We start from the raw sequence: 24,799 nt of genomic DNA on the forward strand, positions 1-24,799 counted from the left end.
TTTCTTCCTTGCCTTTGGATGTCGTTAGAGCGCTTCGGCGCCCGCAATAATTTCGATAAGTTCAGTGGTAATCGCCGCTTGGCGCGTGCGGTTATATTGAATGGTCAGCTTGTTGATCATGTCACCCGCGTTGCGCGTTGCATTGTCCATAGCTGTCATTTTTGAACCTTGCTCCGATGCCGCATTTTCACGGTTCGCGCGCAGCAACTGAACAGCTACATTGCGTGGCAGTAATTCAGCGAGAATTTCTTCCTCGTCGGGTTCATATTCCACCGTGGCGGACAGGCCAGCCGCGTCGCCTTCACCAGCGGTTACCGCGACGGGCATCAATTGAATCTGCGTTGGTTCTTGCGTTAGCACGGTCACAAATTTGCTGAAGAACAGATGTGCGACGTCAAATTCGCCAGCTTCAAAACGCGCAGTCAGATCTTCGCCCCATGCTTGCACATCGGCAAAGCTGAGCTTGCCCAGATCGCCGGGTTCAATGCTGTGGATGATATCGCCACGGAAAGTCCGGCTGAGCTGATCGCGGCCTTTTTTCCCGATGGTGTAAAATTTGACGGTCTTGCCTTCGGCCTTCAACGCCTCTGCCTGACGGCGGGCGAGACGGACGATGTTGGTGTTGAATGCGCCGGCAAGGCCCTTGTCGCTGGTAGCGACAACGAACAAATGCACGTCATTCTTGCCTGAGCCTGCAAGCAGCTTTGGCGATTGTGGACCAACAGATACCTTCGACGCGATGCTTGACACCACTGCCTCAAGCCGTTCGGCATAAGGACGCGATGCTTCGGCCGCTTCGGTTGCCCGACGCAGCTTCGCAGCGGCGACCATTTTCATCGCCTTGGTGATCTTCTGGGTCGATTTGACCGAGTTGATCCGTATTTTGAGGGCCTTAAGAGACGCCATCTATTCTTCCCTTTGCCGTCACTCTGAACGTGTTTCAGAGACTTTATTAAGATGCTGAAACACGTTCAGCATGACGGGTGATTGTTACGCGAAATTCTTTGTGAAAGTATCGAGTGCGGCCATCAGCGCCTTCTTGCTGTCGTCGCTGAAGTCGCGGCTGTCGCGGATGGTCTTCAAGATACCAGCATGGTTGGCGCGCAAGTCGGCCAGCATCGATTCTTCGTAGCGGGTCACGTCTGTGACGGGAATGCCATCAAGATAACCGTTGGTGCCTGCAAAAATCGACGCGGTTTGCTCTTCGAATGGAAGCGGCGAGAATTGCTTCTGCTTCAACAATTCGGTCAAACGTGCACCACGGTTCAAAAGCTTTTGCGTTGAAGCATCAAGGTCGGAACCGAACTGCGCGAATGCAGCCATTTCGCGATATTGTGCAAGCTCAAGCTTAATCGAGCCCGAAACTTTCTTCATCGCCTTTGTCTGTGCTGCCGAACCAACGCGGCTCACCGACAGACCCACGTTAATCGCAGGACGGATGCCTTGGAAGAACAAGTCGGTTTCCAAGAAGATTTGACCGTCGGTGATCGAAATCACGTTGGTTGGAATATAGGCCGAAACGTCACCTGCCTGTGTTTCAATGATTGGCAATGCGGTCAATGAACCACCGCCATTGGCGTCGGACATCTTCGCGGCGCGCTCCAACAAACGGCTGTGGAGATAGAAAACGTCGCCAGGATAGGCTTCGCGGCCTGGAGGACGACGCAGCAGCAAGGACATTTGGCGATAGGCCACTGCTTGCTTCGACAAATCGTCATATACGATGACAGCGTGCATGCCGTTGTCGCGGAAAAATTCACCCATCGCAACGCCGGTGTAAGGCGCAAGATACTGAAGCGGTGCAGGCTCCGAAGCGGTTGCCGCAACAACGATGGAATATTCCATCGCGCCTTGTTCTTCCAATGCGCGGACGATCTGCGCAACAGTGGAACGCTTCTGACCGACGGCTACATAGATGCAGTAAAGCTTCTTCGATTCGTCGGTACCCTTGTTGACTTCCTTCTGGTTGATGAAGGTGTCGATAGCGACAGCGGTCTTACCCGTTTGACGGTCACCAATGATTAATTCGCGCTGACCACGACCAACAGGCACGAGGGCATCAAGCGCCTTAAGGCCCGTTTGCACAGGCTCCGAAACCGATTGGCGCGGGATGATGCCTGGCGCTTTGACTTCAACGCGGCTGCGCTGCGTGGTCTTCAATGGGCCCTTGCCATCGATGGGGTTGCCAAGACCGTCAACAACGCGGCCAAGCAATTCCTTGCCGACTGGAACGTCCACAATCGTGCCGGTACGCTTTACAACGTCGCCTTCACGGATTTCGCTGTCCGAACCGAAAATAACAACACCGACATTGTCGGCTTCCAAGTTCAGCGCCATGCCCTGAATACCATTGGCGAATTCGACCATTTCACCAGCCTGCACATTATCGAGGCCGTGAATACGGGCAATACCGTCACCAACCGACAAAACGCTGCCGACTTCCGAAACCTGAGCTTCGGTGCCGAAATTGGCGATCTGGTCCTTAATGACCTTGGAAATTTCTGCGGCGCGGATATCCATGTTGCTACTTAGCCTTTCATCGCGTTAGCGAGGGTGTTCAAACGGGTTTTGATGGAGTTGTCGATCATCTGGCTACCGATTTTTACGGTGAGCCCGCCAAGAAGTGACGGATCGACTTTGGTCTGGATGGCGACGGTGCTGCCGACGCGTGTTTTAAGCGTTGCCAATAATGCCTTGGTCTGCGCTGCGCTGAGCGCATGGGCGGAGGTCACTTCGGCTGTAACTTCACCACGATGCGCCGCAGCAAGCGTTGAAAACGCGCGGGCAACGGAGGCCGTTTCATTCAAGCGGCGGTTGTCGGCGAGCACGCCCAATGTCTTTGCAGTCAGTGCATCAAGCTTCATCGCTTTTGCCACCGCGGCGATAGCTTTTTTGGCATCGTTCCGGCTGAGAACAGGATTCGTTGTGAGTGCTTTTAGATCAGCCGATTCGCTCACCGCTTTGGCAATCGCCTGCATGCTCTTTTCAACGGCATCGATCGCCTTCGCGTCGCGGGCCAGTTCAAACAATGCCGTCGCGTAACGGCCAGCAAGACTGGCTTGAATATTAGCGCTTGTGCCGCCGGAATGATCCACGCGTCGAATTCCTAAAATGTGAGACTGAAAAAACTTGCCGAGCGCACTGAAGGGTTACCCCTTGCTGGCGTCGCGCCGCGCCTAGCAGGGGTTTTGTTGCGATGCAAGATGGCGATTGTTGCTTGTTTCAACCCAATCGTTATCCTGAACTTGTTTCGAGAGAACAAACCGCGTTAGGGCGTTTTCCTGAAACAAGTTCAGGATGGCAATGGAGAGCGCGCAATGGGCAAAATGATTCGCATGACAATGTCGGATGGCGCAGAAATCGCCGTCTATCATGCCGAAGCCGAGGGGGCACGGCGCGGCGGCCTCGTTTTGGTACAGGAAATATTTGGCGTGACCGACCATATCCGCGAATTGTGCGACGAATATGCTGCCGATGGTTATGAAGTATTGTCACCCGCCATTTTTGACCGTGAGCATCCGGGATTTGAGGCGGATTATACGGGTCCCGACTATAATCGTGCCGTGGAGCTGGCGCGCGAACTGCACCCGTTTGTACAGTCGCTCGATGATGCAATGGTCTGCATCAATGCGCTGAAGGATAAGGGGAAGGTGTTTATCACAGGCTATTGCTATGGCGGCTCTGTCGCTTGGGCCGCTGCGGGGATTAGCGATGATCTCGCCGCCGCCAGTTGTTATTATGGTAGTCTCGTTCCGACAGTCTATGCTGACAACCCCCCCAAATGCGCGACGATTGCCCATTTCGGACGCTATGACGCGGGCATACCGATGGAGGGCGTTGAAGCCCTCATTGAAAAAGCCCATCCGACCGCGCAGATATTCGTTTATGATGCCAATCACGGGTTCAATTCCGACCGGCGCAAGGATTATCATGAAGCCAGCGCCGATTTGGCGCGGGAACGGACACTTGCCCTGTTTCAAGCCTGCGGTGGATGAATGCGGCTATGACACCAAGCGCTTGGATTAACGGTGGCGCAGGCGTGTCCATATATTGGGCAGTGGCTGAAACTGTGCTTGGCGCGATGTTGCTGGCCGCGACCGATAAGGGAATTTGCCGCCTGTCGTTTGACGAAAATGAAAGCGTCCTAACGCGCCGCTTTCCGAATGCGACCCTGCTGAGTAAGGGCGGTTCGCTCTCGGCGCTCATCGACGGTGCGGTCTTCGCCATTCAAAACCCAAAGCAGATGCCCCAATTGCCCTTGGATGTCGGCGGCACTGATTTCCAAATGGCCGTGTGGCAAGCGTTGCAGCAAATACCGGCGGGCGAAACGCGCAATTATGCCGAAATCGCCGTGGCGGTTGGAAAGCCTGATGCAGTGCGCGCGGCGGGCACGGCCAATGGTGCAAACCCTGTCTCGGTGCTTATTCCCTGCCACCGTGTTATCCGGTCCGATGGCGGCCTTGGCGGCTATGCTTATGGGTTGGATCGCAAGCGCCGTCTGTTGGCGTGGGAAAGCGGGCAGGGCGGTTTGTTTTCAGCTTAGGCCAGCGAGCGTTTCTTCAGGATATAACGCCCGTACGAAATAGAGTCCTTCGGGTGGCGCATTTTCCGCCAGAGCCGAGCGGTCGGCGGCATCTAGCGCCGCCTTTAGATCTGCGGCTGTCCAGCGTCCAAGCCCGACAGCGACAAGGCATCCGACCATAGACCGCACTTGATGGTGCAGGAAGGACAAGGCCGCTGCCTCGATAATGACATGCTGCCCCTCTCTCCGCACATTCAGGCGGTCGAGCGTCTTGACGGGGCTGGCGGATTGGCACGCGGTGGAACGGAAGGTCGTAAAATCGTGCAGGCCGACAAGTATCTGCGCGGCGTCATGCATCGCATCGGCATCCAGCTCCGGTCCGACGCGCCAGACGCGACCTTTTTCCAAAGTTAGGGAGGCGCGGCGGTTGAGGATGCGATATTCATAAGACCGGCCAATGCAGCTATAACGCGCATGCCAGTCATCGGCGACCGCTTCGCACGCCAATATCGCGATGGGGTGCGGACGCAAATGGGCATTCATGGCCTCCATCAAACGGAAGGCGGATAGGCCTTTTTCGATATCGACATGCGCGCGCATGCCTAACGCATGGACCCCTGCATCGGTGCGACCAGCGCTGTAGACCAAAGTTTTTTCGCCGGTGGTTTTGAATATCGCTTCTTCGATTGCCCCTTGCACCGAGGGGCCATGGTCCTGCCATTGCCAGCCCATATACGGGCCGCCGTCAAATTCGATGGTCAGCGCAAAGCGTGTCATGACAATATTGTCCCAGCGGGAATGGCCTTGCCGCGCAACAGGTCTGCGGTGGGCATCGCCGGTTTGCCGGCACGTTGGATGAGCGTTGGGCGAATGGCATGAACGCCACAGGCGATGGTGAGTTGGTCGTCGATAATCTGGCCTGCCGCGCCGTGGGTTGCGATGATGTCGGCGGCCAATACCCGATATCTTTCACCTTCAAATGCGAACCATGCGCCGGGTGCGGGGTTGAACGCACGGATTTGGCGTTCGACGGCTTCGGCGGATTGGGAAAAATCCAGCTTCGTTTCGGCCTTGTCAATCTTGGCAGCATAAGTGACGCCTTCGTCCGGTTGCGCGGCGCAGGGAAAGGCGCCTAAATCCGTCAAAACCCGAACCATCAGTTCCGCGCCAAGCTCGGCCAGCTCCATGGTCAGCACGCCCGTTGTCTTGTGACCGATTTCGATTTCCGTGGTTGCGCGGACAGGGCCTGTATCCAGACCAGCCTCCATCTGCATAACCATGACGCCCGTGGTGGCATCGCCAGCCAAAATTGAGCGTTGCACGGGTGCAGCGCCACGCCAACGGGGCAGCAATGAGCCATGGACATTCAGGCAGCCATGCTTAGGCGCCTCCAAGACCGCTGGCGGCAATATGAGGCCATAGGCCGCAACGATAGCAACATCGACGCTCAGTGCCGCGAAATCAGCCTGTGCCTCTGCCTGACGCAGCGACAAAGGGCATCGCACGCTTAGGCCCAGTTCCTCGGCGCGTTGTTGCACGGCGGAGGGGGTCAGTTTTTTGCCGCGATTGGCAGGGCGGGGTGGCTGCGTATAGACCGCGACCACATCATGCCCAGCCGCCACCAACGCATCGAGCGTTGGCACGGCAAATTCTGGGGTTCCCATGAAGGCAAGACGCATCGTCACTTTTCCTTTGTTCAAAAGCCCCCTAAGACCCAGCGCATGGCATCGCAAGAAATAGACGCACTGGCACAAGCATTGTCGAAGCTACCGGGGCTTGGCCCCCGTTCGGCCCGCCGTGTCGTGTTGCACCTGATGAAAAAGCGTGAGAGCGTTTTGCAGCCGTTATTGCGTGCGCTGCAGAATGTAGAGCAAAGGCTCGTTGTCTGCAGCACCTGTGGCAATATCGACACTGGCAATCCATGCGGCATTTGCGTCGACCCGCGCCGCGACATCCGATCAATTTGCGTGGTGGAGGATGTATCCGATCTATGGGCGCTGGACCGCTCGCGGCTTTTCCCCGGAAAATATCATGTTCTGGGCGGCCGCTTGTCGGCGCTCGATGGTGTCCGGCCAGAGGATTTGAATATTGACGGATTGGTCAACCGCATTGCCCATGGCGGCATTGATGAGGTGGTGTTGGCGATGAACGCCACGCTTGAGGGGCAGACAACGGCGCATTATCTGGCCGAGCGGCTGGAGCAGTTCCCTATCCGCTTGACCCAATTGGCGCATGGCGTGCCAGTGGGCGGGGAGCTTGATTATCTTGACGACGGCACTTTGGCGCAAGCATTGCGCGCACGACGACCCGTCGGTTGATTTATCCAAAAACCGTCCCTATCTGCGACCCATGGCCATATTACCTATTCTTGAAGTGCCCGATCCGCGGCTGAAAACCATCTCGAAACCTGTCGAGAGCTTTGACGACGATTTGAAAACGCTCGTCAATGACATGATCGAGACCATGTATGCCGCGCCCGGCATTGGCTTGGCGGCCATTCAAGTGGGCGTGCCCAAGCGCTTGTTGGTGATCGACTTGCAGGAAGAGGAAGCCGAAGGTGAAGAACCTGTGCGCAACCCGCGCGTGTTCGTGAACCCTGAAATCCTCGACCCGTCCAGCGAACATAGCCTGTATAATGAAGGTTGCTTATCAGTTCCCGACCAATATGCCGAAGTTGAGCGTCCAGCCCAAATCCGCGCCCGTTGGCAGGATTTAGACGGCAAGGTGCATGAAGAAACAATGACTGGCCTGATGGCGACATGTTTGCAGCATGAAATGGACCATCTGGAAGGTATATTGTTCATCGACCATCTGTCGCGGCTAAAGCGTCAGATGGTGTTGAAGAAGATCGAGAAAGCCCGCAAAATGGGCGGCGGTCATGTCCATGGGCCCGATTGCCGCCACTGATACGGTAAATTGAAACCCCGCCCTAAGCGGGGTGTCGTTATTTTGCGAACTGGGACGGCGCGGGGCTGATCGTTACAAACTTGCCCGCCTGAATTTCCTGCACCTCCAACATACGGTCGGTCAGGCCATTGGCGTTGAACCGGAACGCCCCATCAACACCAATGAAACCTTGGGGATCGGTCAGTTGCGCGACGGGAAAGCGTGTCCCCGGACGCCAGTCGCGGGCGACGCGGGCCACCAGCAACACTGAGTCATAGCCAAGGCTCGACAAGCGCAAGGGTGCCGTGCCAAAACGGGCACGATATTTGGCCGCATATTGCGTGTAGAGCGTGTCCGACACACTTGCGAACCACGCGCCATACATGGGAGAACTGCCCGCCAGCGACCCATCGATATTCCACAAATCCGGCCCCAAGATTTTGGTCGTGCGCAGTCCGCCGCGGCGCAAGGCAGGCACGGTTGTGATGGCCGCGCGGCCATTATCGGCAACCAAGACGGCGTCAATAGCGCCCATCTGTGCCAGACGGCGGGCGGCGGCTTCAGCAGACGCAGCCGTCCCGTTTGTTTCTTGAATGCCAACCAAAACGCCGCCGGCTGCGCGTACCGCGGTCGTGATATTTGATTGTGCACGTTGTCCGTAGACATTGGACGATACCACGCCAGCAAAGCGATTCATGCCTTTTGATTTGGCAAATAAAACCACACGTTCAATCGACTGGTTCGGTAAATGGCCGAGCAAGAACACATTTTGTCCGGCAACGCCGACATCGTTGGAGAAGCTGATAATCGGCACGCCGGCTGGACGGGCAATTTCTGCGACCTCAATCACATTGTCACTGCGCAGTGGGCCCAAGATAACTTTGTTGCCATCGGCAATCGCGCGCTGCGTTGCGGCGGCGACACCAAGGGCTGTGTCATAGGTGACCATGCGGATGTTGGTAACTTTGGTATCGGCCAGCGCCAACGCCGTTGCATTGGCAATCGACTGCCCCACTTCGGCGTCAGGGCCAGTCACGGGCAGCAAAAGCGCAACGCGGTGCATGCCGTCGGAGGGATCGGCGACCGCGCGCGGCGTCTTATTGCGCGGGACTGTGCTACAGGCCGCTAGCAGGATGATAGATGCCAATATCAGCAGCTTTTTGAATTGGCCTGCTAAAGCTTGCGGCTGCGCGCGCGTTGCGGCAATGGATGCACTCATTTTGGGTTCCTTGGGAAGAAGCTGCACATTCCGATGACTTTCGAATCAGGCTTATATGTCGTTGCGACCCCCATCGGCAACCTTGCAGATATATCGCACAGGGCAATCGAGCTTCTGAAAGCCGCAGAAATCGTTGCGGTTGAGGACAGCCGCGTCACCGGCAAATTGCTGCATCACCTTGGCATTAAAAAGAAAATGCGCCGCTACAACGACCATAGCGGGGGCGTCGAGCGCGATTCCTTGGTTGCCGCGGCGCGGGGCGGTGTGGTGGCCTTGGTGTCGGACGCGGGTACGCCCTTAATCTCCGACCCCGGCTATAAGCTTGTCCGTGCAGCCCGTGACGCTGGCGTGCCGGTGTTCACCATTCCGGGGGCAAGTGCCGTGACAGCGGCTTTGTCGATCTGTGGCCTGCCGACCGACCGGTTTTTGTTTGCAGGTTTTCTGCCCAATAAAGCCAAAGCGCGGGTCGAAACATTGATGGAGCTGGGACAGATCAAGGCGACATTGGTGTTTTACGAAGCCGGCCCACGTCTGGCCGCAAGCTTGGCCGCCATTGCCGACACTTATGGCGACCGCGAAGTAGCGGTGGCGCGCGAGCTGACCAAGAAATTTGAAGAGGTGGTGACTGGAACTGCGGCGGAGCTGGCGGCGCGTTATGCCGAACAGGAACCGAAAGGCGAAATCGTCCTCATCATTGGCCCACCTGCCGACGATGTGGCGACCGAAACGGGCGATGTCGATGCGGCATTGAAAGAGGCGCTCGAGACCATGTCTGCCGCCAAGGCCGCAGGCGCGATTGCCAAGCGCTTCGGGCTGGAACGCAATGCCGTTTACGCCCGCGCAACGGAATTGAAGGCGCAGTGAACCGCCTTGCCGCCGAAAAACGCGGACGGCGCGGGGAGGCGATTGCCGCATGGTTCCTGCGCCTGAAAGGATGGCGCATCGTCGGCGCGCGCGTGAAAACCCCGCGCGGCGAGGTCGACTTAATCGTACGGCGCGGAAAGAGCATCGCCTTTGTCGAGGTGAAGGCACGCACGAAAGCCGCTGATCTTGCCACGGCGATTGATGCCAGTCGGCTGCGCCGTGTGGCCGCTGCGGCGGAAATTCTCTTGCCCAAATATGGCAAAGAATGTGAAAATATGCAGATTGATGTGATTATGGTTGCGCCTTGGCGTTTCCCTAAGCATTTGCCAAATGTCTGGCACGGATAGGAACTCGCAAAATGGCAATCAAAATGGCGGTCCAGATGGACCCTATGGACGGTATCAATATCAATGGCGATTCCAGCTTCGCGCTGATGCTGTCCGCACAGGCGCGCGGTTATGATATCTGGCATTATGATGTCGGCACGCTGACGCTTGATGCCAATGATCGGCTGACGGCTTGGGCGCATCCGGTGCATGACCTGCAACGCGTAGAAGGCGCGCATTATCGCTTTGGCGCGCCGAAGAAGATTGATTTGGGCGCAGACATTGACGTGGTGTTGATGCGGCAGGACCCGCCCTTTCATGTGGGCTACATCACCGCGACCCATTTGCTTGAGCGGATTGAGCATGAGACATTGGTGGTCAACAACCCCGCCAGCGTGCGCAACGCGCCCGAAAAAGTGATGGTGCTTGATTATCGGCAATTTATGCCGCCGACGATCATCACCCGTTCGGCCGATGAAGTGCGCGACTTCCAAAAAATACATGGCGCGGTCGTGGTGAAGCCACTGCATGGCAATGGCGGCAAAGCCATTTTCCGCATTGATGCCGACGGTAGCAATTTGGGCGCCTTGTTTGAGGTGTTCAACAACACATGGCCCGAACCGCATATGGTGCAGCCATTCCTGCCCGATGTTGCGCTGGGCGACAAAAGAATCGTTATGATCGACGGCGAAGTGACGGGCGCGATCAACCGCCGTCCGGGCGAAGGCGAGTTCCGGTCCAACTTGGCCGTTGGCGGTAGCGCGGAGTCGACCGAGCTAACGGCGCGTGAACGCGAAATTTGCGCCGCGATGGGACCACGTTTGAAAGAGCTTGGCCTGATATTTGTCGGCATTGACGTCATTGGCGGCCAATGGTTGACCGAAATCAACGTGACATCGCCCACGGGTATTGTCGCGATTGATCGTTTTAATAAAACCGACACACCCTCGCTTATTCTCGATGCGATTGAACGCAGATTGTCAGGACAGAAATAATGGAAGACTGGATCATTCGCTTGGTCGAATGGGGCCATTATTGGGGCGTTGCTTTGCTCATGCTGCTTGAGACGATTTTCCCGCCAATACCGTCCGAAGTCATCATGACCGTGGCTGGTGTATCGTCGGCGCGTGGGACTATGAACCTTGCCGGCACCATTGCGGCGGGCACGGCAGGCGCCATGCTCGGCAATTGGATTTGGTATTGGGTGGCGGTCAAATTTGGCGAAAAACGGATGCAAATCTTCATCGAGCGTTACAGCCGTTGGTTGACGCTGGATTGGAATGAGGTTGAGCGCGGCCAAAGGCTGTTCCGCACGCATGGATCAATTATCGTACTGATTGCACGGATGTTGCCCACTTTGCGATCGCTGATTTCGATACCGGCTGGCTTGTTCGGCATGACATTTCGCCGGTTCATGATCTTCTCGACCATCGGAACCGCCGGATGGACCGCCGCCTTGGCGTGCGCTGGCTATTTCTTGGGATCGCAGTTCAAAGACGTTGAAAAATGGCTTGGGCCAATTTCGACCTTAGTGATCGCAGGGATCGTGTTGACCTATGTCTGGCGGCTCGTTCGCTGGAAACCTAGTTCCGTGTCTAAGCCCTTGGATGCGCGTTCTGATACTCATCCAGAAGCATAGCGGTATCGACGGCGGTGTAGACTTGGGTCGACGACAGGCTGGCATGGCCCAATAACTCCTGCAGACTGCGCAAGTCGGCACCGCCCGCGAGCAAATGCGTGGCAAAGCTGTGGCGCAGCGCGTGCGGTGTTGTCCTGTCCGACAGGCCCAATCGCGTGCGTGCGCCTTGCACCGCGCGGCGTACCAATGCGGGGGACAATGGTCCGCCTTGCGCGCCGCGAAACAATGGCTGGTCCGCGCTGGTCGCATAAGGGCATAAAGCGAGATATTCTTGCATGGCGGTCCGGACTTGCTCCAGCAAGGGCACGATGCGCGTCTTGTTGCGCTTACCTGTGACGCGCAAGGTGGTGCCAAGCGGCAAGATGTCGCCCATCAGGCCGGTTGCCTCACTGACGCGCAGGCCGCTGCCGTACAGCAACAACAGCAAAGCCCAATCGCGCGCGCCGATCCAGCCGTCTTTTGCATTTTCGGCGACATCATCGGCCAGCGCCAGAACATCGTCCGGATTCACCGGGCGCGGCAGGCTGCGCTGCACGCGCGGCCCCTTCATCACCGGCAAAGTGGCATCATCACCCAAGGCAAAGCGCAAGAAATGTCGCGCCGCCGACAGTTCGCGCGCTGTGGAACGATTGGTGAGGCCGTCACCGCGCCTGTCCGCCAGAAAGGCGCGCATGTCCGCCGATGAAATTTTGTGCAGCGTCACGCGGGTGACGTCATTACCCCAATGCAACTGCAGAAATCCTGCCAGCCGATCCGCTGTTGCATAATAAGCCCGCACACTATGCGGTGACATCCGGCGGTTGTCGGTCAGAAACGCGAGATATTCGGCAAGTAAGGACGACATGTCCATGTTGCTATCAGGCGGCGGCATCCGCCTCAAGTTTTACTATTTGCGGCAAGATGGCATCGAGCAATGGCATGCCCTGCGGCGTGACAGTGACATGGTTGTCTTCGCGCGTGATCAGGCCAAGCTGCGCGATTTTGTCGACTGCATCCATGTCTAGTAAGGCTGCGGCGGGGATACCCGTCTTTTGCGACAGGCGGCCAAGGTCAATCCCTTCCGCCAGCCGCAATCCCATCAACAAGCTTTCGGTAGCACGTGTTGCCGCATCAAGATGCTCTTCGCTGCTGATGCCGTGGATGTTACGTTCGACGGCGGACAGGAAATTCTCCGGCTTTTTATGGCGTTGAGTTGCAGCGTTCAGTCGCCGCCCATGCGCGCCGGGGCCAATGCCGATATAATCATCATAACGCCAATAGCTCAGATTATGGCGGCTTTCGCTGCCGGGGCGGGCATGGTTGCTGATCTCATAGGCTGGAATGCCTGCGGCGGATGTCATCTGGCCGGTCAGTTCATATAAGGTCGCGGCATCATCATCGTCGGCAGGAATGAAATGGCCTGTGCGCACCAAAGTTTCAAAGCGTGTGCCGGGTTCAATGGTCAGCTGGTACAGCGACATATGATCGGTACCGAAGGAAAGGGCGCGCTGCAGCTCGGCCTCCCATTGGGCAGCGGTTTGTTCGGGACGCGCGTAAATCAGGTCGATGTTGACACGGCCAAAATGGCGCTGGGCAATCGCCAAGGCATCGAGGCTCTCGGCAACCGAGTGCGCGCGCCCTAAAAATGTCAGCGCTTTATCATCCAGTGCCTGAAGCCCAAGCGATACGCGGTTGACGCCTGCCGCTGCAAGGTCCGCGAAACGCGCCGCCTCCACCGAAGAGGGGTTCGCTTCCAATGTGATTTCAATATCGTCGGCAAAGCCCCAATGCCGTTCTGCCGCTGCAATCAATGCGGCGACGGTGGATGGCGGCATCAATGATGGCGTGCCGCCACCGAAGAAAATGGAGGTCAAATTCCGATCCGCTATGCGCCCCGCCTCATAGGCCATGTCCGTCAGCAATGCCGCGCACCACGCCGCGTCATCCACCGTGTCGCGGACATGGCTGTTGAAATCACAATAAGGGCATTTGGAAACGCAAAATGGCCAATGGATGTAAAGGGCGAGGGGGGCGGGCACCAATTCTCTTAACCTATTTCGCTATGTCCGCGAAAGACGATCAAGAAAACACCGCCGCAACCAATTTGCGGAACGCATCCGCGCGGTGGCTCATTGCGTGTTTTTCTTGCGGATCCAATTCGGCAAAGGTCTCGCTGCGGCCTTCGGGAACGAACACAGGGTCATAGCCAAAGCCAAGCAAGCCGCGCGGTGGCCATGTGAGGCTGCCCTGCACACGGCCTTCGAAAACCTCTTGATGCCCATCGGGCCATGCCAGCGCGAGGGTGCAGATGAAATAGGCGCTCCGGTCGGTATCGGGGCCAAGCTCGGCCAACTTGCCCTCAACCTTGCCCATCGCCATATACCAATCACGACCCGGTCCGCCTTCGAAGACCTGCGTTTCCGCCCAGTCGGCGGTATAGACCCCCGGCGCACCGCCCAACGCGGCAACGCATAGGCCGCTGTCATCGGCCAGCGCGGGAAGGCCGGAACCTTGCGCAGAGGCATGGGCCTTTAGCAACGCATTTTCAGCGAAGCTGGTGCCCGTCTCGTCGGGTTCAGGCAGGCCAAGTTCGCCCGCCGACACCGGTTCGATACCAAAAGGGGCAAGCAAGGCGCGGATTTCACGGACCTTGCCCGCATTATGGCTGGCAATGACCAGCCTGCCGGGTTCGAGTTTGCGGTGAGTCATAACTTTTGCCTCAATTAAAAATCCGTCGCCCCAGCTTATACTGGAGCGATGGTTCCTTATTTGACCGCGTCGGCCTGCGCGGCAAAAATCCGGTCGGTTCCCATGCGCGCAAGGCGGAGCAAGCGGAGTAGGCCTTCTTCGTCATAGGTCGCGCCTTCGGCGGTGGCTTGCACTTCGGCAATCTGGCCGCCTTCGATCAAAACGAAATTTGCATCGGCATCAGCGTCGGAATCTTCGATATAATCCAAGTCCAAAACTGGCGTGCCTTTGAAGATGCCACAGCTCACGGCAGCAACCCGTCCGATGATGGGATCTTCCTTGATTGCGCCCGACGCAAGTAAGCCATTGACGGCCAAGCGCAAGGCAACCCACGCGCCCGAAATCGCGGCGGTGCGTGTGCCGCCATCGGCTTGCAAAACGTCGCAATCGATGGTGATTTGGTTTTCGCCGAGCTTCTTTAAATCTACGACAGAACGTAAAGAACGCCCAATAAGGCGCTGAATTTCTTGGGTTCGTCCGGACTGCTTGCCCTTGGCGGCTTCGCGTTGGCTGCGTGTATGTGTGGCCCGGGGGAGCATGGAATATTCTGCCGTCACCCAGCCTTCACCCTTGCCGCGCAACCATGGTGGAATACGGTCTTCGACGCTGGCGGTGACCAGAACGCGGGTGTCACCAAAACCGATGAGGCAGCTACCTTCGGCATGTTTGGTGAAATGGGTTTCAATCGAAATGGCGCGCATTTCGTCTGGCGCACGGCCGGATGGACGCATGATAATCTCCTGATAATAAGTTGCCGCCTGCCTTAGACTGCCCCGCTTGCTTTGCAAGTGCGCGGTGCGCTACACTGCCATGGTGAGCCAAACACCCATCCATGAATTGAATGACCGGACACGCATCATTTTTCGTATGGTGGTGGAAAGCTATCTGGACAATGGCGCGCCTGTGGGATCGCGGACAGTCTCCAAATTTGCAGGGTTGAACTTGTCGCCTGCCTCCATCCGCAATGTCATGCAGGATTTGGAGGAAGCGGGCTATCTCGCCTCCCCCCATACAAGCGCCGGACGCGTGCCTACCGAGAGTGGTCTGCGCCTGTTCGTGGACGGCATGATGCAATCGGCTGCTCCATCGGTCGAGGAACAACGCGCGATTGAATCGCAAATCCGTGGTGATGGCCCGATTGAAGAGGCGCTGGCAGCCGCGACGTCGGTATTGTCGGGCCTGTCCGCCTGCGCCGGTATCGTCTTGGTGCCAAAACGGGACGCGGTCCTAAAGGCATTTAGCTTTGCGCGCCTGTCCCCATCTCAAGTGCTCGCAATCATGGTGGGATCCGACAATAGCGTTGAAAACCGGTTGGTATCGATTGATCCGGCAATCAGTGAAACCATGTTAGTCGAGGCCGCGAACTATATTTCTGCACGCTTGTCGGGCTTAACCCTTTCGGAAGCGCTGGAACGCCTCGACAGCGAAATTCGGGCCGAAAAGGCGGAGCTTGATGTCGCCAGCCAAAAACTGGTGCGTGACGGCCTCGCTATTTGGTCGCTTGATGCCAATGACCGGCCAGTGCTCATCGTGCGCGGGCAGTCGAACTTGATTGACGATGCGGCGGCGGCGGACCTCGACCGCGTTCGGCAATTGTTGGACGAGCTCGAAAGCAAAGAAGAAATCGCGCGATTGGTCGACAGCGCACGTGAGGCGCAGTCGACACGGATTTTCATCGGTTCGGAAAATAATCTTTTCTCGCTTTCGGGATCGTCGGTCATCGCCGCGCCCTATCGGGAGGCAGGCGGCAAGGTCGTCGGCGTCATTGGCGTCATCGGCCCAACGCGCCTGAATTATGCGCGCATTGTCCCGATGGTCGACTTTACCGCGCAGGCGCTGAGCCGTTTAATTAAATGATGCGCGGGTTGATGAAATAGAATTGCTTTCTATATGCGAGCAGCAACAAACGACCATGCAGTCGCAACGTAAATGGGTTAATCAAGTTTATGACAAAGAAGAAATCAGCCGCAGCCGATCCCGCTGTAGAAAACGAACTTGAAGGCGTGCCAGAGCATATGAAAGACGATACGCCAGACGTAACCGATGCTGCCGATGCCAAGATTGCGGCATTGGAAGAAGCGCTCGCCGCTGCCCAGCAGGAGGTTTTATACGCGCAGGCCGAAACGCAAAATGTGCGCCGCCGTATGGAAAAAGAGGCGCAGGACGCGCGCGCTTATGCTGCAACGGGCTTTGCCCGCGATGTGCTGTCGGTGTCTGACAATCTATCTCGCGCCTTGGAAGCGATCCCCGCTGAAATGCGGGAAAGCGAAACGATGAAACCGCTCGTCATCGGCCTTGAAGCAACGGGCCGCGAACTGGACAGCGTCTTTACCAAAAACGGCATTACACGCATTGCCGCCATGGGCATGCCGCTGGATCCCAATCAGCATCAGGCGATGGTCGAAATTCCCAGCGCCGATGTCGAACCGGGCATCATCGTCGCTGAAATGCAGGCAGGATATATGATTAAGGACCGTTTATTGCGTCCTGCCTTGGTTGGGGTGGCGAAGGCGGCGGAGTAAGTCCGCGCGCATCATCACCATCAAGCCTGGGGTGGCGTAAGGTGACGCGCTCCGCTATCGAGCGCCTCTTATGACTACAACGGCAAGCCCCACGGACCGTCCGTCCCCTTGGCGCGATGAACTTCGCGCGACCTTGGCGCTTGCCTGGCCTTTGATCCTAACCAACCTGTCGATGTCATTGATTGGCGCGACCGATGTGGTGATGGTGGGGTGGCTTGGGCCGACCGAGTTGGCGGCGGCGTCACTTGGGTTCAACCTGTGCATGATAGCGGCGATTTTCTGCATGGGGCTCGTCACCGCAACGGCGCCGATGATGGCGAGCGAGCGCGGCGCAAAGGCGCATTCGGTGCGCGATATCCGCCGCACATTCCGGCAAGGCTTGTGGGTCGCGGTTGCGATCATGATTCCGATCTGGTTGGTCTTGTGGCAGACCGAAACAGTATTGCTAACGCTTGGTCAGCAAGCCGAGCTTGCGTCCAAAGCGCAAAGCTATGTGCGGGCCTATATGTGGTCGATCCTACCATTTTTATGGCTGATTATCGCGCGCAATTTCTTGTCGGCGTTGGAGCAGCCCTTATGGTCGCTGATCATCGGCACATTAGGCGTTTTTGCCAATGCGGCATTCAATTATGTCCTCATTTTCGGAAAGCTTGGTCTTCCACCACTGGGCCTGGTCGGTGCAGGCATTGGCAGCATATTGGCGAATGTGTTCATGTTTTTGGGCATGGTAGCGGTGATTAGCTATCATCCCAAATTTAGGCGCTATCATCTCTTTGGGCGTTGGTGGCGCAGCGACTGGCCGCGGTTTCGGGCGCTGTGGAAATTGGGTTTACCGATTGGCGTGACCATGGGCTTGGAGGGTGGCGTCTTTGGCGTTGCCGTCATGCTCATGGGGTTGATCGACACCGCTTCGGTCGCGGCGCATGCCATCGCGCTGCAGGTCGCAAGCGTGACGTTCATGGTGCCGATGGGTCTTGCACAAGCCGCGACGGTACGGGTGGGCATTGGCTATGGCCGACGCGATGCAGCGCTTATCCGCCGCGCTGGTTGGACCAGCTTCGTCATGGGAACGGGGTTTATGGCCGCGATGGCGGTGTTCATGTGGCTGTTCCCCGAATTGCTGGTTGCTGTCTTCATTGACCGTGATGCTGCGATCAATGCAGAGGTGGTGCAGCTGGCCATCAGCTTCCTTGCCATTGCGGCCTTGTTCCAAATTGTCGACGGCGCGCAAGTCGTGGGTGCGGGCATGTTGCGCGGATTACACGATACCAGCGTGCCCATGCTTATCGCGGCCTTTGGCTATTGGGTGGTCGGGATTGGTGTTGGCGCGTGGTTGGCATTTTACCAAGGGTGGAATGGCGTTGGCATTTGGGTCGGCTTGGCGACCGGGCTTGGCATAGTCGCCGTGCTGATGCTCGTGCGCTGGTCACTGCGCGCGCGGCTTGGGCTGTTGCCGTAAGAAGGGTAAAATGCCGTCATATTGCGACAGCGGCGGCGCGCCTGCAACTTGCGCCCCGTTACGCAAAAGAAATACATGCCGAACGATTTCGGCTTGCTGCTCCAACCCATATTGGTCGAGCTTCCATCCCGGTTTCAGGCTGTAATCATAACGGCAAAAGGGGTGTCGCCGCAGCGGCAAACATATGCCTTTTTGATGCTGCCACACATGCACCAGCTCATGGATGAACAGGCCTTGCAAGCTGAGGCTGGCATCGCAAAAATCGCTACAGTATAAATTGCCCTTGGGATGAAACCATATATGCCCGTTCGGGGCCATGACAACGCGGCGCGGCTGAAACCAAAAATACCTATAATTATGGATGCGGATACCATCATAATCGAGCGCTGACCCGAAAACGGACTGCGCTAGAGTCCGTTCGCGGACGGTCAGGGGTCTGCCCGATTTATGCGGCCCAAACATATTCAGCCATCAATGGCTTTCTTCTCGTCCGGATCACTACCGTCGATTTCCTGCACGCGCGCCTTTACTAATATGCGGACATTGTTCGAAAATAGAAATTCTGTCTCAATCACGCCCAAGCGACGGGGGATAACGTTCACGCCCCACATCATCACATGCTTGCCGCCTTTTTTGAAGGCGACTTTCTCTCCAGACGGAATAAGCACGCGGTTCATAGGCGCCATGGTTACAGCGCCGGTTTTTGCGTCGACAGTCACATCGTGCATTTCAACACGAATGGCCGATGGTGAACTTACGCGTAGTAAATGCACATCCTCTGGACCGCCATAAACGTTGAAGTGCATGGCCGATGGGTTGTTGTCGACAGGCGACAGGGTTAGCACCGCTTCTTTCACTTTTAACTGTGGTGTCGGGCTGCATCCGCCCAGCAAAAGGGCAGCCGCAGCGCCGCTGATTATGCATATACGTCGGTTCATAACGTCCTCCTTTTACTGTTAGGTGGGTGTGCTAGCGCGACCATCCTATACAGAGTTTTCACTTAACTTTTTCCCTATCTAGGAACGCCGAAGTCTTGTGCCAAGAGAATTGGCTCCTATATCGCCGCTACAACGTCACGTTACGCGGAACCCCAGTGCCTGATAGGGCTGGTGCGAAATGCGACAGGGTAAAGTTCAATTTTTAAAATTTCGGGGTAAGTTTTTATGGCTAAAGTTATTGGTATCGACTTGGGCACGACAAACAGCTGCGTTGCGGTAATGGACGGCGGCAAGCCCAAGGTCATCGAAAATGCAGAAGGCGCACGTACAACGCCATCGATCGTGGCCTTTGCTAAGGACGGCGAGCGTCTTATCGGCCAGCCCGCCAAGCGTCAGGCAGTTACCAATCCAGAAAGCACCATTTACGCGGTAAAGCGTCTAATCGGTCGCCGTTTCGATGATCCATTGACCAAGAAAGACATGGGCCTCGTTCCGTACAGCATCGTCAAGGGCAAGACCGGCGATGCATGGGTTAAGGCAGGCGGCGAAGAATATTCGCCTTCACAAATTTCAGCTTTCATTCTGCAAAAGATGAAAGAAACAGCGGAAGCCTATCTCGGCGAAACCGTCACGCAAGCGGTCATCACCGTTCCAGCCTATTTCAACGATGCCCAGCGTCAGGCCACAAAGGATGCTGGCCAGATTGCGGGTCTTGAAGTGCTGCGTATCATCAACGAGCCAACCGCTGCGGCGCTGGCTTATGGCATGGACAAGGATGAGAATAAAACCATCGCGGTGTATGACCTTGGCGGCGGTACGTTCGACATTTCGATCCTCGAAGTCGGCGACGGCGTGTTCGAAGTGAAGTCGACCAACGGCGACACCTTCCTGGGCGGTGAAGATTTCGACAGCGTGCTCGTCGAGCATCTTGCTGCTGACTTTAACAAGGCCGAAGGCATTGACCTGACGAAGGACAAGCTCGCGCTGCAACGTTTGAAGGAAGCGGCGGAAAAGGCGAAGATTGAATTGTCGTCCACACAGACGACCGAAGTCAACTTGCCGTTCATTACCGCTGACCAAAATGGTCCAAAGCACCTTGTGAAAACCATCACCCGTGCCGACCTTGAAAAATTAGTTGATGATTTGATCAAGCGCACGCTTGAGCCCTGCAAAAAGGCTTTGGCTGATGCGGGTATCAAGGCTGATGGCATTGATGAAGTCGTGATGGTCGGCGGCATGACCCGCATGCCAAAGGTACGCGACGTCGTGAAGAATTTCTTTGGCAAGGAACCGCACACAGGGGTGAACCCTGATGAAGTTGTGGCCATGGGCGCCGCCATTCAGGCGGGCGTGTTGCAGGGCGACGTCAAGGACGTGTTGTTGCTCGACGTGACGCCATTGTCTCTGGGCATCGAAACACTTGGCGGCGTATTTACCCGCATGATCGACCGTAACACGACAATCCCGACGAAGAAGAGCCAGGTCTATTCGACCGCCGAAGACAATCAAAATGCCGTGACCATCCGCGTGTTCCAAGGTGAGCGTGAAATGGCAGCAGATAACAAGTTGCTGGGCAATTTCGACCTTGTCGGCATCCCACCTGCACCGCGCGGCGTGCCACAGGTTGAAGTGACCTTTGACATTGACGCCAACGGCTTGGTTAGCGTGACAGCCAAGGACAAGGGCACAGGCAAGGAACAGCAGATCAAAATTCAGGCTTCAGGCGGTTTGTCCGATGCGGATATTGAACAGATGGTCCGCGATGCCGAAGCCTTTGCCGAAGAAGACAAGAAGCGTCGTGAATCGGCAGAAGCCAAGAACAACGCCGAAAGCCTTGTCCATTCCACCGAGAAGCAGTTGGAAGAGCATGGCGACAAGATTGACGCCGCGTTGAAGGGCGAAATCGAAGCGGCTGTTGCGGAAACCAAGACGGCCATCGAAGGTGGCGATGCAGAAGCGATGAAGGAAAAGGCAACTGCCTTGGCCCAAATCGCGATGAAGCTTGGCGAAGCAATCTACAAAGAAGAGCAAGCTGCCGGCGCATCGGCAGATGCCGCATCGGAAGACGCGCCAGCAGACGACAATGTCGTTGATGCTGAATTCTCCGAAGTCGAAGACGACAAGAAAGACTGATGTTGCATATTTCCGACCGTCGCTATCGAAACATAAGCGACGGTCGGAAAGACCGGGGGGTTAGTCATTCATGAATCTCGACATTGATTATTATGAATTGTTGGAAGTCGAGCGGACAGCGGATGAAAAGACGCTGAAATCCGCCTATCGCCGGATTGCGATGGAATGCCATCCCGACCGCAACCCAGGTTGCGACAAATCCGAAGCCAAGTTTAAGGCCATTAGTCAGGCCTATGACGTCCTGAAGGATCCACAAAAACGCGCAGCCTATGACCGGTTCGGCAAAGAAGCGTTTGAAAATGGTGGCATGGGTAGTGGCGGTGGCCAAGGCGGGGCTGGCTTTGGTGACTTCTCCGATATCTTCGAAAGCTTTTTTGGCGACGCTTTTGGCGGACGTCAGCGTGGCCCTGCACGTGGTGCGGATTTACGCTATGACCTCGAAATCTCTCTTGATGAAGCATTCCACGGCAAAGACGCGGAAATCACTATCGATGTCGCGACCGCGTGTGGCACATGCGAAGGCACTGGCGCGACACCGGGTTCCGGCAAACGTCGCTGCAACCTGTGTGCTGGCCATGGCAAGGTGCGCGCGCAGCAAGGTTTCTTTGTGGTCGAGCGCACATGTCCGACCTGTCACGGTCGCGGTGAAGTGATTGAGTCGCCCTGCCGGGCCTGCGGCGGCGAAGGGCGGGCGGATGAACGCAAAACCATCGCCGTCAATATCCCACCCGGCGTGGACGAAGGCACGCGCATTCGCGTTGCTGGTCGGGGCGAGGCTGGACCAAATGGTGCCGCGGCAGGTGACCTTTACATCTTCATTCATCTATCACGCCACAAGGTGTTCGAACGCGACGGCACAACATTGTTCTGCCGTGTGCCCGTCAGCTTCACCACAGCGGCGCTGGGTGGCGAAATCCGTATCCCCGGCCTCGATGGGGCTGAACATGTCATCGTCGTTCCAGAAGGCATACAATCGGGCAAACAGCTTCGCCAGCGTGGGGCAGGTATGCCAGTGCTACAAGGGCGTGGTCGCGGCGACATGGTCATTCAAATCGACGTGGAAACGCCGTCAAAGCTCTCTGCGCGGCAGAAGGAAATTCTGCGCGAGTTCCGTGAAACCGAAACGGGTGCAGAATGTCCGCAATCAACCGGCTTTTTTGACAAGCTGAAAGGCATTTGGGACGACATTACCGATTAGGCTCGGGTGCAGTAGATTAGAGCTTAATCTGATCCACCTCGCCCCTTAAAGAAATGATGAGGGGCTGGATATGCGTGAGCCGATCCTGTTCCTCATCCAATATCGCGTGGAACACCTGCTTCTTGAAACTTTGCGCGCGGCCTGCCGAAAATTCATGGCCCTGCGGTAGCGATGATATCAATATATCGATCATCCGTTCCGCGCCATGCAAACGGCCCCATAGATAGTCGTTTTCACGATACGCGCGGCTGAAGAACGCCCCGAAATTGTTGAACTCTATGCCCTTTAACGTGGCGGCTGTGCCGCCCGTGCGGATGGAGGCACAGTCGTCGGGGGATATGCGGTCCACCTTGACTGGGTCGAATTCGTCAAAGCCTTCATCCTGCAACAAAGGCAAAGTGGCGATGTCATATAAGGCATAGCCCAAATAGCCGAGCAGCATGATCCGGCGTGCCGCATCGGGCAATGTCAGCATGGCATCGCACAATATTTTGTCTACTTTGGCATCGGTACGCACAAGATCGCGTTGCGCCGCGAGATGGTCCATTAAGCCTGCGGGGTCTTCGACACCCGATTTGGCGGCCAGCGCGAAATCTGCGCCTAAAAACTCCGCCGTTTCCAGATCGAGAAACAGAGCTAGGCATTTGTAAATGGCGTCGCGCATCTTGGCGATATCATCGTCCGGCATGTCGATGATATTTTCGATCTCTTCGGTCAGGTGCCGGGCGAGAAAGCGCAAGCGCCGGATACGGAAGCGCAGATCATGTGCGCGGAAAAAGGCAATTTGGCGCGCGGTGGCTTTGCCCTGATGCGGCGGCATATGGTCGAGATTACGCGTCGCAATCTCGGTCCAAAGCGCGGCGCGTAAATTCCGGAAAAACGCGTTTGATGCATCCGGTAAACTGCGGCGCGCGGTGGCGACGATATCGTCCACAACGCTGGTGATTTTGAGATGGCTATAGGCGCGATAACCGAATCCTGCGGCAACAATCGCCTTTTCCTGCGCCGAGTGACGCCATTTTTGCATGCGGCTTGCGGTGGGTTTGGTGAGGAACCATGTCTTGCCCAGCAGCATCTCGACGGTGTTTTCCACCTCATTTCGCAAGCTGTCGATGACGCGTTGCATGCGTTCGATCCGCTCCGAACGGCCGGTGATTTTCTCGAGGCTATCGCGGATAGGCTGTTCACGCGGAATGTTGGACGTTGCCCCCAATATCGTTGCAAAAAACCCCGGTGGCTTGCGCGGCATATCGGCCGTGCCGTCGATATTGCGTTTACCAAATCGGAAGCTGGGCCGGCCTGGCTTTGGGTCGATATAAACAAAACGCCGGTCCACTTCGCGCCGTGCAGGGCGGTTGCGCAAGGCGGAAATCGCCTGATTAAATGGCGCATTGGCCAAGACCGAGCCGTCGATTAACATCGTATCTTCGGCGGCATTGGCGGCAAATTGCTGCGGCAATATGCGTTTCAAAAATGCGCTGCGGCCAAGCCATGGAATATTTTCCCGCGCCAGCAATCGGTCAAGCTCCCGCACCGAAAAGGGCGGGAAAGCGCCCGGGAAGCTGGCGGTGGCACGCGCCGCAAAAATCAGTTCGGGTATGTCGGCGAGGTCGGTTCGTCCGCGTGTTGAAAAATCGACCGTGATGCGATGTTCGGACTCCGTGACCTCTTCAGGACTGTTGAGGCGCAGCACCCGATCATGGCCATAATAGTCGGTTACCGTTACAAATAAATCCAGCGGCTGGCTGGCGGGTAAAAGCGGCGCATCTTTGGCGCTCGCCGCCATCGCGTTCAGCGCGTCTAGCAATAGTTTTGAAAACACGTTCCCGCCAAAGGGCGGCGCAAACCATCGGGCGCGGACAAAGCGGGACAGCTTGGCCGCGACCTCTTGCTGTGCCTCTTTTGCCACTGTCCGTTCAACCGCCCCGCCGCGTCGGCGCAAAACCATCCATGCAATCGGCGTTGCCCAAAATTTGGTGAAGCGCGACAGCGGGCGGGCATCGGGATCAAGCAGTACATCAACGTCTGCCATGTCCAGCCACATATCGGTTAATGGCTCCAATGATTGGCCCGTGACGATGGCTTGAGACAGGAAAATACCGTTGATTCCGCCCGCGCTTGACCCGGCGATGATGTCCGTCAAGACGCGCAATTTTACACCGCTCACCCGCGACATTTCGGTGAGCAGGTCGTGATAGACAATCTCGCTGCGGCGGGTGGGCGGGGTGTCATCATGAAATGCGCGGCTTGCGCGGACCATGTGCCAAATTTCGCGCGTGACGCCGTGCATGTAAATGGCAAGGCTGACCCCGCCATAACAAATGAGCGCCAGTCTGAGTTCTTTTTCGCGCATAGACATGATGTGG

At 56.7% G+C, this 24,799-nt stretch carries 25 protein-coding genes and 1 pseudogene; 13 read left to right on the top strand and 13 right to left on the bottom strand.

Annotated elements, in window-relative coordinates:
* Window positions 1-24 precede the first annotated feature (24 nt).
* The 3 genes from D7D48_RS02560 to D7D48_RS02570 all read right to left on the bottom strand — a co-directional run bounded on the left by D7D48_RS02560 (window position 25) and on the right by D7D48_RS02570 (window position 3,095).
* Window positions 25-906, bottom strand: coding sequence for a F0F1 ATP synthase subunit gamma (locus D7D48_RS02560; RefSeq protein ID WP_125229807.1), 882 nt, complete (start codon window positions 904-906; stop codon window positions 25-27).
* A gap of 84 nt (window positions 907-990) precedes the next feature.
* Complete coding sequence (atpA, locus tag D7D48_RS02565; protein WP_125229808.1) at window positions 991-2,520, bottom strand: F0F1 ATP synthase subunit alpha; 1,530 nt, start codon at window positions 2,518-2,520, stop codon at window positions 991-993.
* An 8-nt stretch (window positions 2,521-2,528) separates the two neighbouring features.
* Window positions 2,529-3,095: a F0F1 ATP synthase subunit delta gene (locus tag D7D48_RS02570; RefSeq protein WP_125229809.1), complete on the bottom strand. Its 567-nt coding sequence runs from the start codon at window positions 3,093-3,095 to the stop codon at window positions 2,529-2,531.
* Between the two features lie 222 nt (window positions 3,096-3,317).
* Here D7D48_RS02570 and D7D48_RS02575 point away from each other — a divergent pair, with 222 nt between their 5' ends.
* Together D7D48_RS02575 and D7D48_RS02580 are read left to right on the top strand one after the other, a co-directional pair.
* Window positions 3,318-3,995: a dienelactone hydrolase family protein gene (locus D7D48_RS02575; RefSeq protein ID WP_125229810.1), complete on the top strand. Its 678-nt coding sequence runs from the start codon at window positions 3,318-3,320 to the stop codon at window positions 3,993-3,995.
* Window positions 3,996-4,003: 8 nt separating this feature from the next.
* Window positions 4,004-4,543 (top strand): annotated as a pseudogene (locus tag D7D48_RS02580) (methylated-DNA--[protein]-cysteine S-methyltransferase); the annotation flags it as partial.
* Here D7D48_RS02580 and truA read toward each other — a convergent pair.
* Both truA and fmt read right to left on the bottom strand, forming a co-directional pair.
* Complete coding sequence (gene truA, locus D7D48_RS02585) at window positions 4,535-5,299, bottom strand: tRNA pseudouridine(38-40) synthase TruA (protein WP_125229812.1); 765 nt, start codon at window positions 5,297-5,299, stop codon at window positions 4,535-4,537. The pseudogene D7D48_RS02580 and the gene truA overlap by 9 nt on opposite strands.
* Window positions 5,296-6,201: a methionyl-tRNA formyltransferase gene (gene fmt, locus D7D48_RS02590; RefSeq protein ID WP_125230845.1), complete on the bottom strand. Its 906-nt coding sequence runs from the start codon at window positions 6,199-6,201 to the stop codon at window positions 5,296-5,298. The genes truA and fmt overlap by 4 nt, the downstream gene beginning before the upstream one ends.
* 42 nt (window positions 6,202-6,243) lie before the next feature.
* On the opposite strand from fmt, the gene recR reads away from it, so the two are divergent.
* Together recR and def are read left to right on the top strand one after the other, a co-directional pair.
* Window positions 6,244-6,840 carry a recombination mediator RecR gene (recR, locus tag D7D48_RS02595; protein WP_125229813.1) on the top strand — a complete coding sequence of 199 codons (597 nt, stop codon included), beginning with the start codon at window positions 6,244-6,246 and terminating at the stop codon, window positions 6,838-6,840.
* 31 nt (window positions 6,841-6,871) lie between these two features.
* Window positions 6,872-7,429, top strand: coding sequence for a peptide deformylase (gene def, locus D7D48_RS02600; RefSeq protein ID WP_125229814.1), 558 nt, complete (start codon window positions 6,872-6,874; stop codon window positions 7,427-7,429).
* A 37-nt stretch (window positions 7,430-7,466) separates the two neighbouring features.
* Here the strand turns inward: def and D7D48_RS02605 are convergent, their stop codons facing one another.
* On the bottom strand, window positions 7,467-8,627 hold the full coding sequence (locus D7D48_RS02605) for a penicillin-binding protein activator (RefSeq protein WP_125229815.1): 1,161 nt from the start codon (window positions 8,625-8,627) through the stop codon (window positions 7,467-7,469).
* 33 nt (window positions 8,628-8,660) lie between these two features.
* Between D7D48_RS02605 and rsmI the strand changes: the two genes are divergently transcribed.
* Genes rsmI through D7D48_RS02625 form a run of 4 tightly spaced genes read left to right on the top strand, consistent with a single transcriptional unit; the run spans window position 8,661 to window position 11,456 of the window.
* Window positions 8,661-9,491, top strand: coding sequence for a 16S rRNA (cytidine(1402)-2'-O)-methyltransferase (gene rsmI / locus D7D48_RS02610; RefSeq protein ID WP_125229816.1), 831 nt, complete (start codon window positions 8,661-8,663; stop codon window positions 9,489-9,491).
* Complete coding sequence (locus tag D7D48_RS02615) at window positions 9,488-9,838, top strand: YraN family protein (protein WP_125229817.1); 351 nt, start codon at window positions 9,488-9,490, stop codon at window positions 9,836-9,838. The genes rsmI and D7D48_RS02615 overlap by 4 nt, the downstream gene beginning before the upstream one ends.
* A gap of 11 nt (window positions 9,839-9,849) precedes the next feature.
* Window positions 9,850-10,812: a glutathione synthase gene (gshB, locus tag D7D48_RS02620; RefSeq protein WP_125229818.1), complete on the top strand. Its 963-nt coding sequence runs from the start codon at window positions 9,850-9,852 to the stop codon at window positions 10,810-10,812.
* The gene (locus tag D7D48_RS02625; protein WP_125229819.1) at window positions 10,812-11,456 is read left to right on the top strand and encodes a DedA family protein; all 645 of its coding nucleotides are present in this window, start codon (window positions 10,812-10,814) and stop codon (window positions 11,454-11,456) included. Before gshB ends, D7D48_RS02625 begins: the two co-directional genes overlap by 1 nt.
* Here the strand turns inward: D7D48_RS02625 and D7D48_RS02630 are convergent.
* Genes D7D48_RS02630 through rph form a run of 4 tightly spaced genes read right to left on the bottom strand, consistent with a single transcriptional unit; the run spans window position 11,413 to window position 14,914 of the window.
* Complete coding sequence (locus D7D48_RS02630; protein WP_125229820.1) at window positions 11,413-12,300, bottom strand: tyrosine recombinase XerC; 888 nt, start codon at window positions 12,298-12,300, stop codon at window positions 11,413-11,415. The two genes, D7D48_RS02625 and D7D48_RS02630, sit on opposite strands and share 44 nt — an antisense overlap.
* 13 nt (window positions 12,301-12,313) lie before the next feature.
* On the bottom strand, window positions 12,314-13,477 hold the full coding sequence (gene hemW / locus D7D48_RS02635) for a radical SAM family heme chaperone HemW (protein ID WP_125229821.1): 1,164 nt from the start codon (window positions 13,475-13,477) through the stop codon (window positions 12,314-12,316).
* Window positions 13,478-13,514: 37 nt separating this feature from the next.
* The gene (gene rdgB, locus D7D48_RS02640; RefSeq protein ID WP_125229822.1) at window positions 13,515-14,144 is read right to left on the bottom strand and encodes an RdgB/HAM1 family non-canonical purine NTP pyrophosphatase; all 630 of its coding nucleotides are present in this window, start codon (window positions 14,142-14,144) and stop codon (window positions 13,515-13,517) included.
* 56 nt (window positions 14,145-14,200) lie between these two features.
* Entirely contained in the window at window positions 14,201-14,914 is a 714-nt protein-coding gene (rph, locus tag D7D48_RS02645; RefSeq protein ID WP_125229823.1) for a ribonuclease PH, read from the bottom strand.
* A gap of 82 nt (window positions 14,915-14,996) precedes the next feature.
* On the opposite strand from rph, the gene hrcA reads away from it, so the two are divergent.
* From hrcA to D7D48_RS02660, 3 genes are all read left to right on the top strand, one after another.
* Complete coding sequence (hrcA, locus tag D7D48_RS02650; protein WP_125230846.1) at window positions 14,997-16,040, top strand: heat-inducible transcriptional repressor HrcA; 1,044 nt, start codon at window positions 14,997-14,999, stop codon at window positions 16,038-16,040.
* A gap of 89 nt (window positions 16,041-16,129) precedes the next feature.
* Window positions 16,130-16,705, top strand: a complete 576-nt coding sequence (gene grpE / locus D7D48_RS02655) for a nucleotide exchange factor GrpE (protein WP_125229824.1) — start codon at window positions 16,130-16,132, stop codon at window positions 16,703-16,705.
* Between the two features lie 70 nt (window positions 16,706-16,775).
* Window positions 16,776-18,164: an MATE family efflux transporter gene (locus D7D48_RS02660; RefSeq protein ID WP_125229825.1), complete on the top strand. Its 1,389-nt coding sequence runs from the start codon at window positions 16,776-16,778 to the stop codon at window positions 18,162-18,164.
* Here the strand turns inward: D7D48_RS02660 and D7D48_RS02665 are convergent.
* Both D7D48_RS02665 and D7D48_RS02670 read right to left on the bottom strand, forming a co-directional pair.
* Window positions 18,132-18,626: a vgr related protein gene (locus D7D48_RS02665; RefSeq protein WP_125229826.1), complete on the bottom strand. Its 495-nt coding sequence runs from the start codon at window positions 18,624-18,626 to the stop codon at window positions 18,132-18,134. The genes D7D48_RS02660 and D7D48_RS02665 overlap by 33 nt on opposite strands.
* A 2-nt stretch (window positions 18,627-18,628) precedes the next feature.
* The gene (locus D7D48_RS02670) at window positions 18,629-19,102 is read right to left on the bottom strand and encodes a copper chaperone PCu(A)C (RefSeq protein ID WP_125229827.1); all 474 of its coding nucleotides are present in this window, start codon (window positions 19,100-19,102) and stop codon (window positions 18,629-18,631) included.
* Window positions 19,103-19,327: 225 nt separating this feature from the next.
* Here D7D48_RS02670 and dnaK point away from each other — a divergent pair, with 225 nt between their 5' ends.
* Both dnaK and dnaJ read left to right on the top strand, forming a co-directional pair.
* The gene (dnaK, locus tag D7D48_RS02675) at window positions 19,328-21,235 is read left to right on the top strand and encodes a molecular chaperone DnaK (protein WP_125229828.1); all 1,908 of its coding nucleotides are present in this window, start codon (window positions 19,328-19,330) and stop codon (window positions 21,233-21,235) included.
* Window positions 21,236-21,305: 70 nt separating this feature from the next.
* On the top strand, window positions 21,306-22,433 hold the full coding sequence (gene dnaJ, locus D7D48_RS02680) for a molecular chaperone DnaJ (RefSeq protein WP_125229829.1): 1,128 nt from the start codon (window positions 21,306-21,308) through the stop codon (window positions 22,431-22,433).
* Window positions 22,434-22,449: 16 nt separating this feature from the next.
* On the opposite strand, the gene D7D48_RS02685 is transcribed toward dnaJ, so the two are convergent.
* Complete coding sequence (locus D7D48_RS02685; protein ID WP_125229830.1) at window positions 22,450-24,786, bottom strand: patatin-like protein; 2,337 nt, start codon at window positions 24,784-24,786, stop codon at window positions 22,450-22,452.
* Window positions 24,787-24,799: the final 13 nt, after the last annotated feature.

Origin of the sequence: Sphingorhabdus wooponensis, from assembly GCF_003933235.1 — a bacterium.
Lineage (GTDB): Bacteria > Pseudomonadota > Alphaproteobacteria > Sphingomonadales > Sphingomonadaceae > Sphingorhabdus_B > Sphingorhabdus_B wooponensis.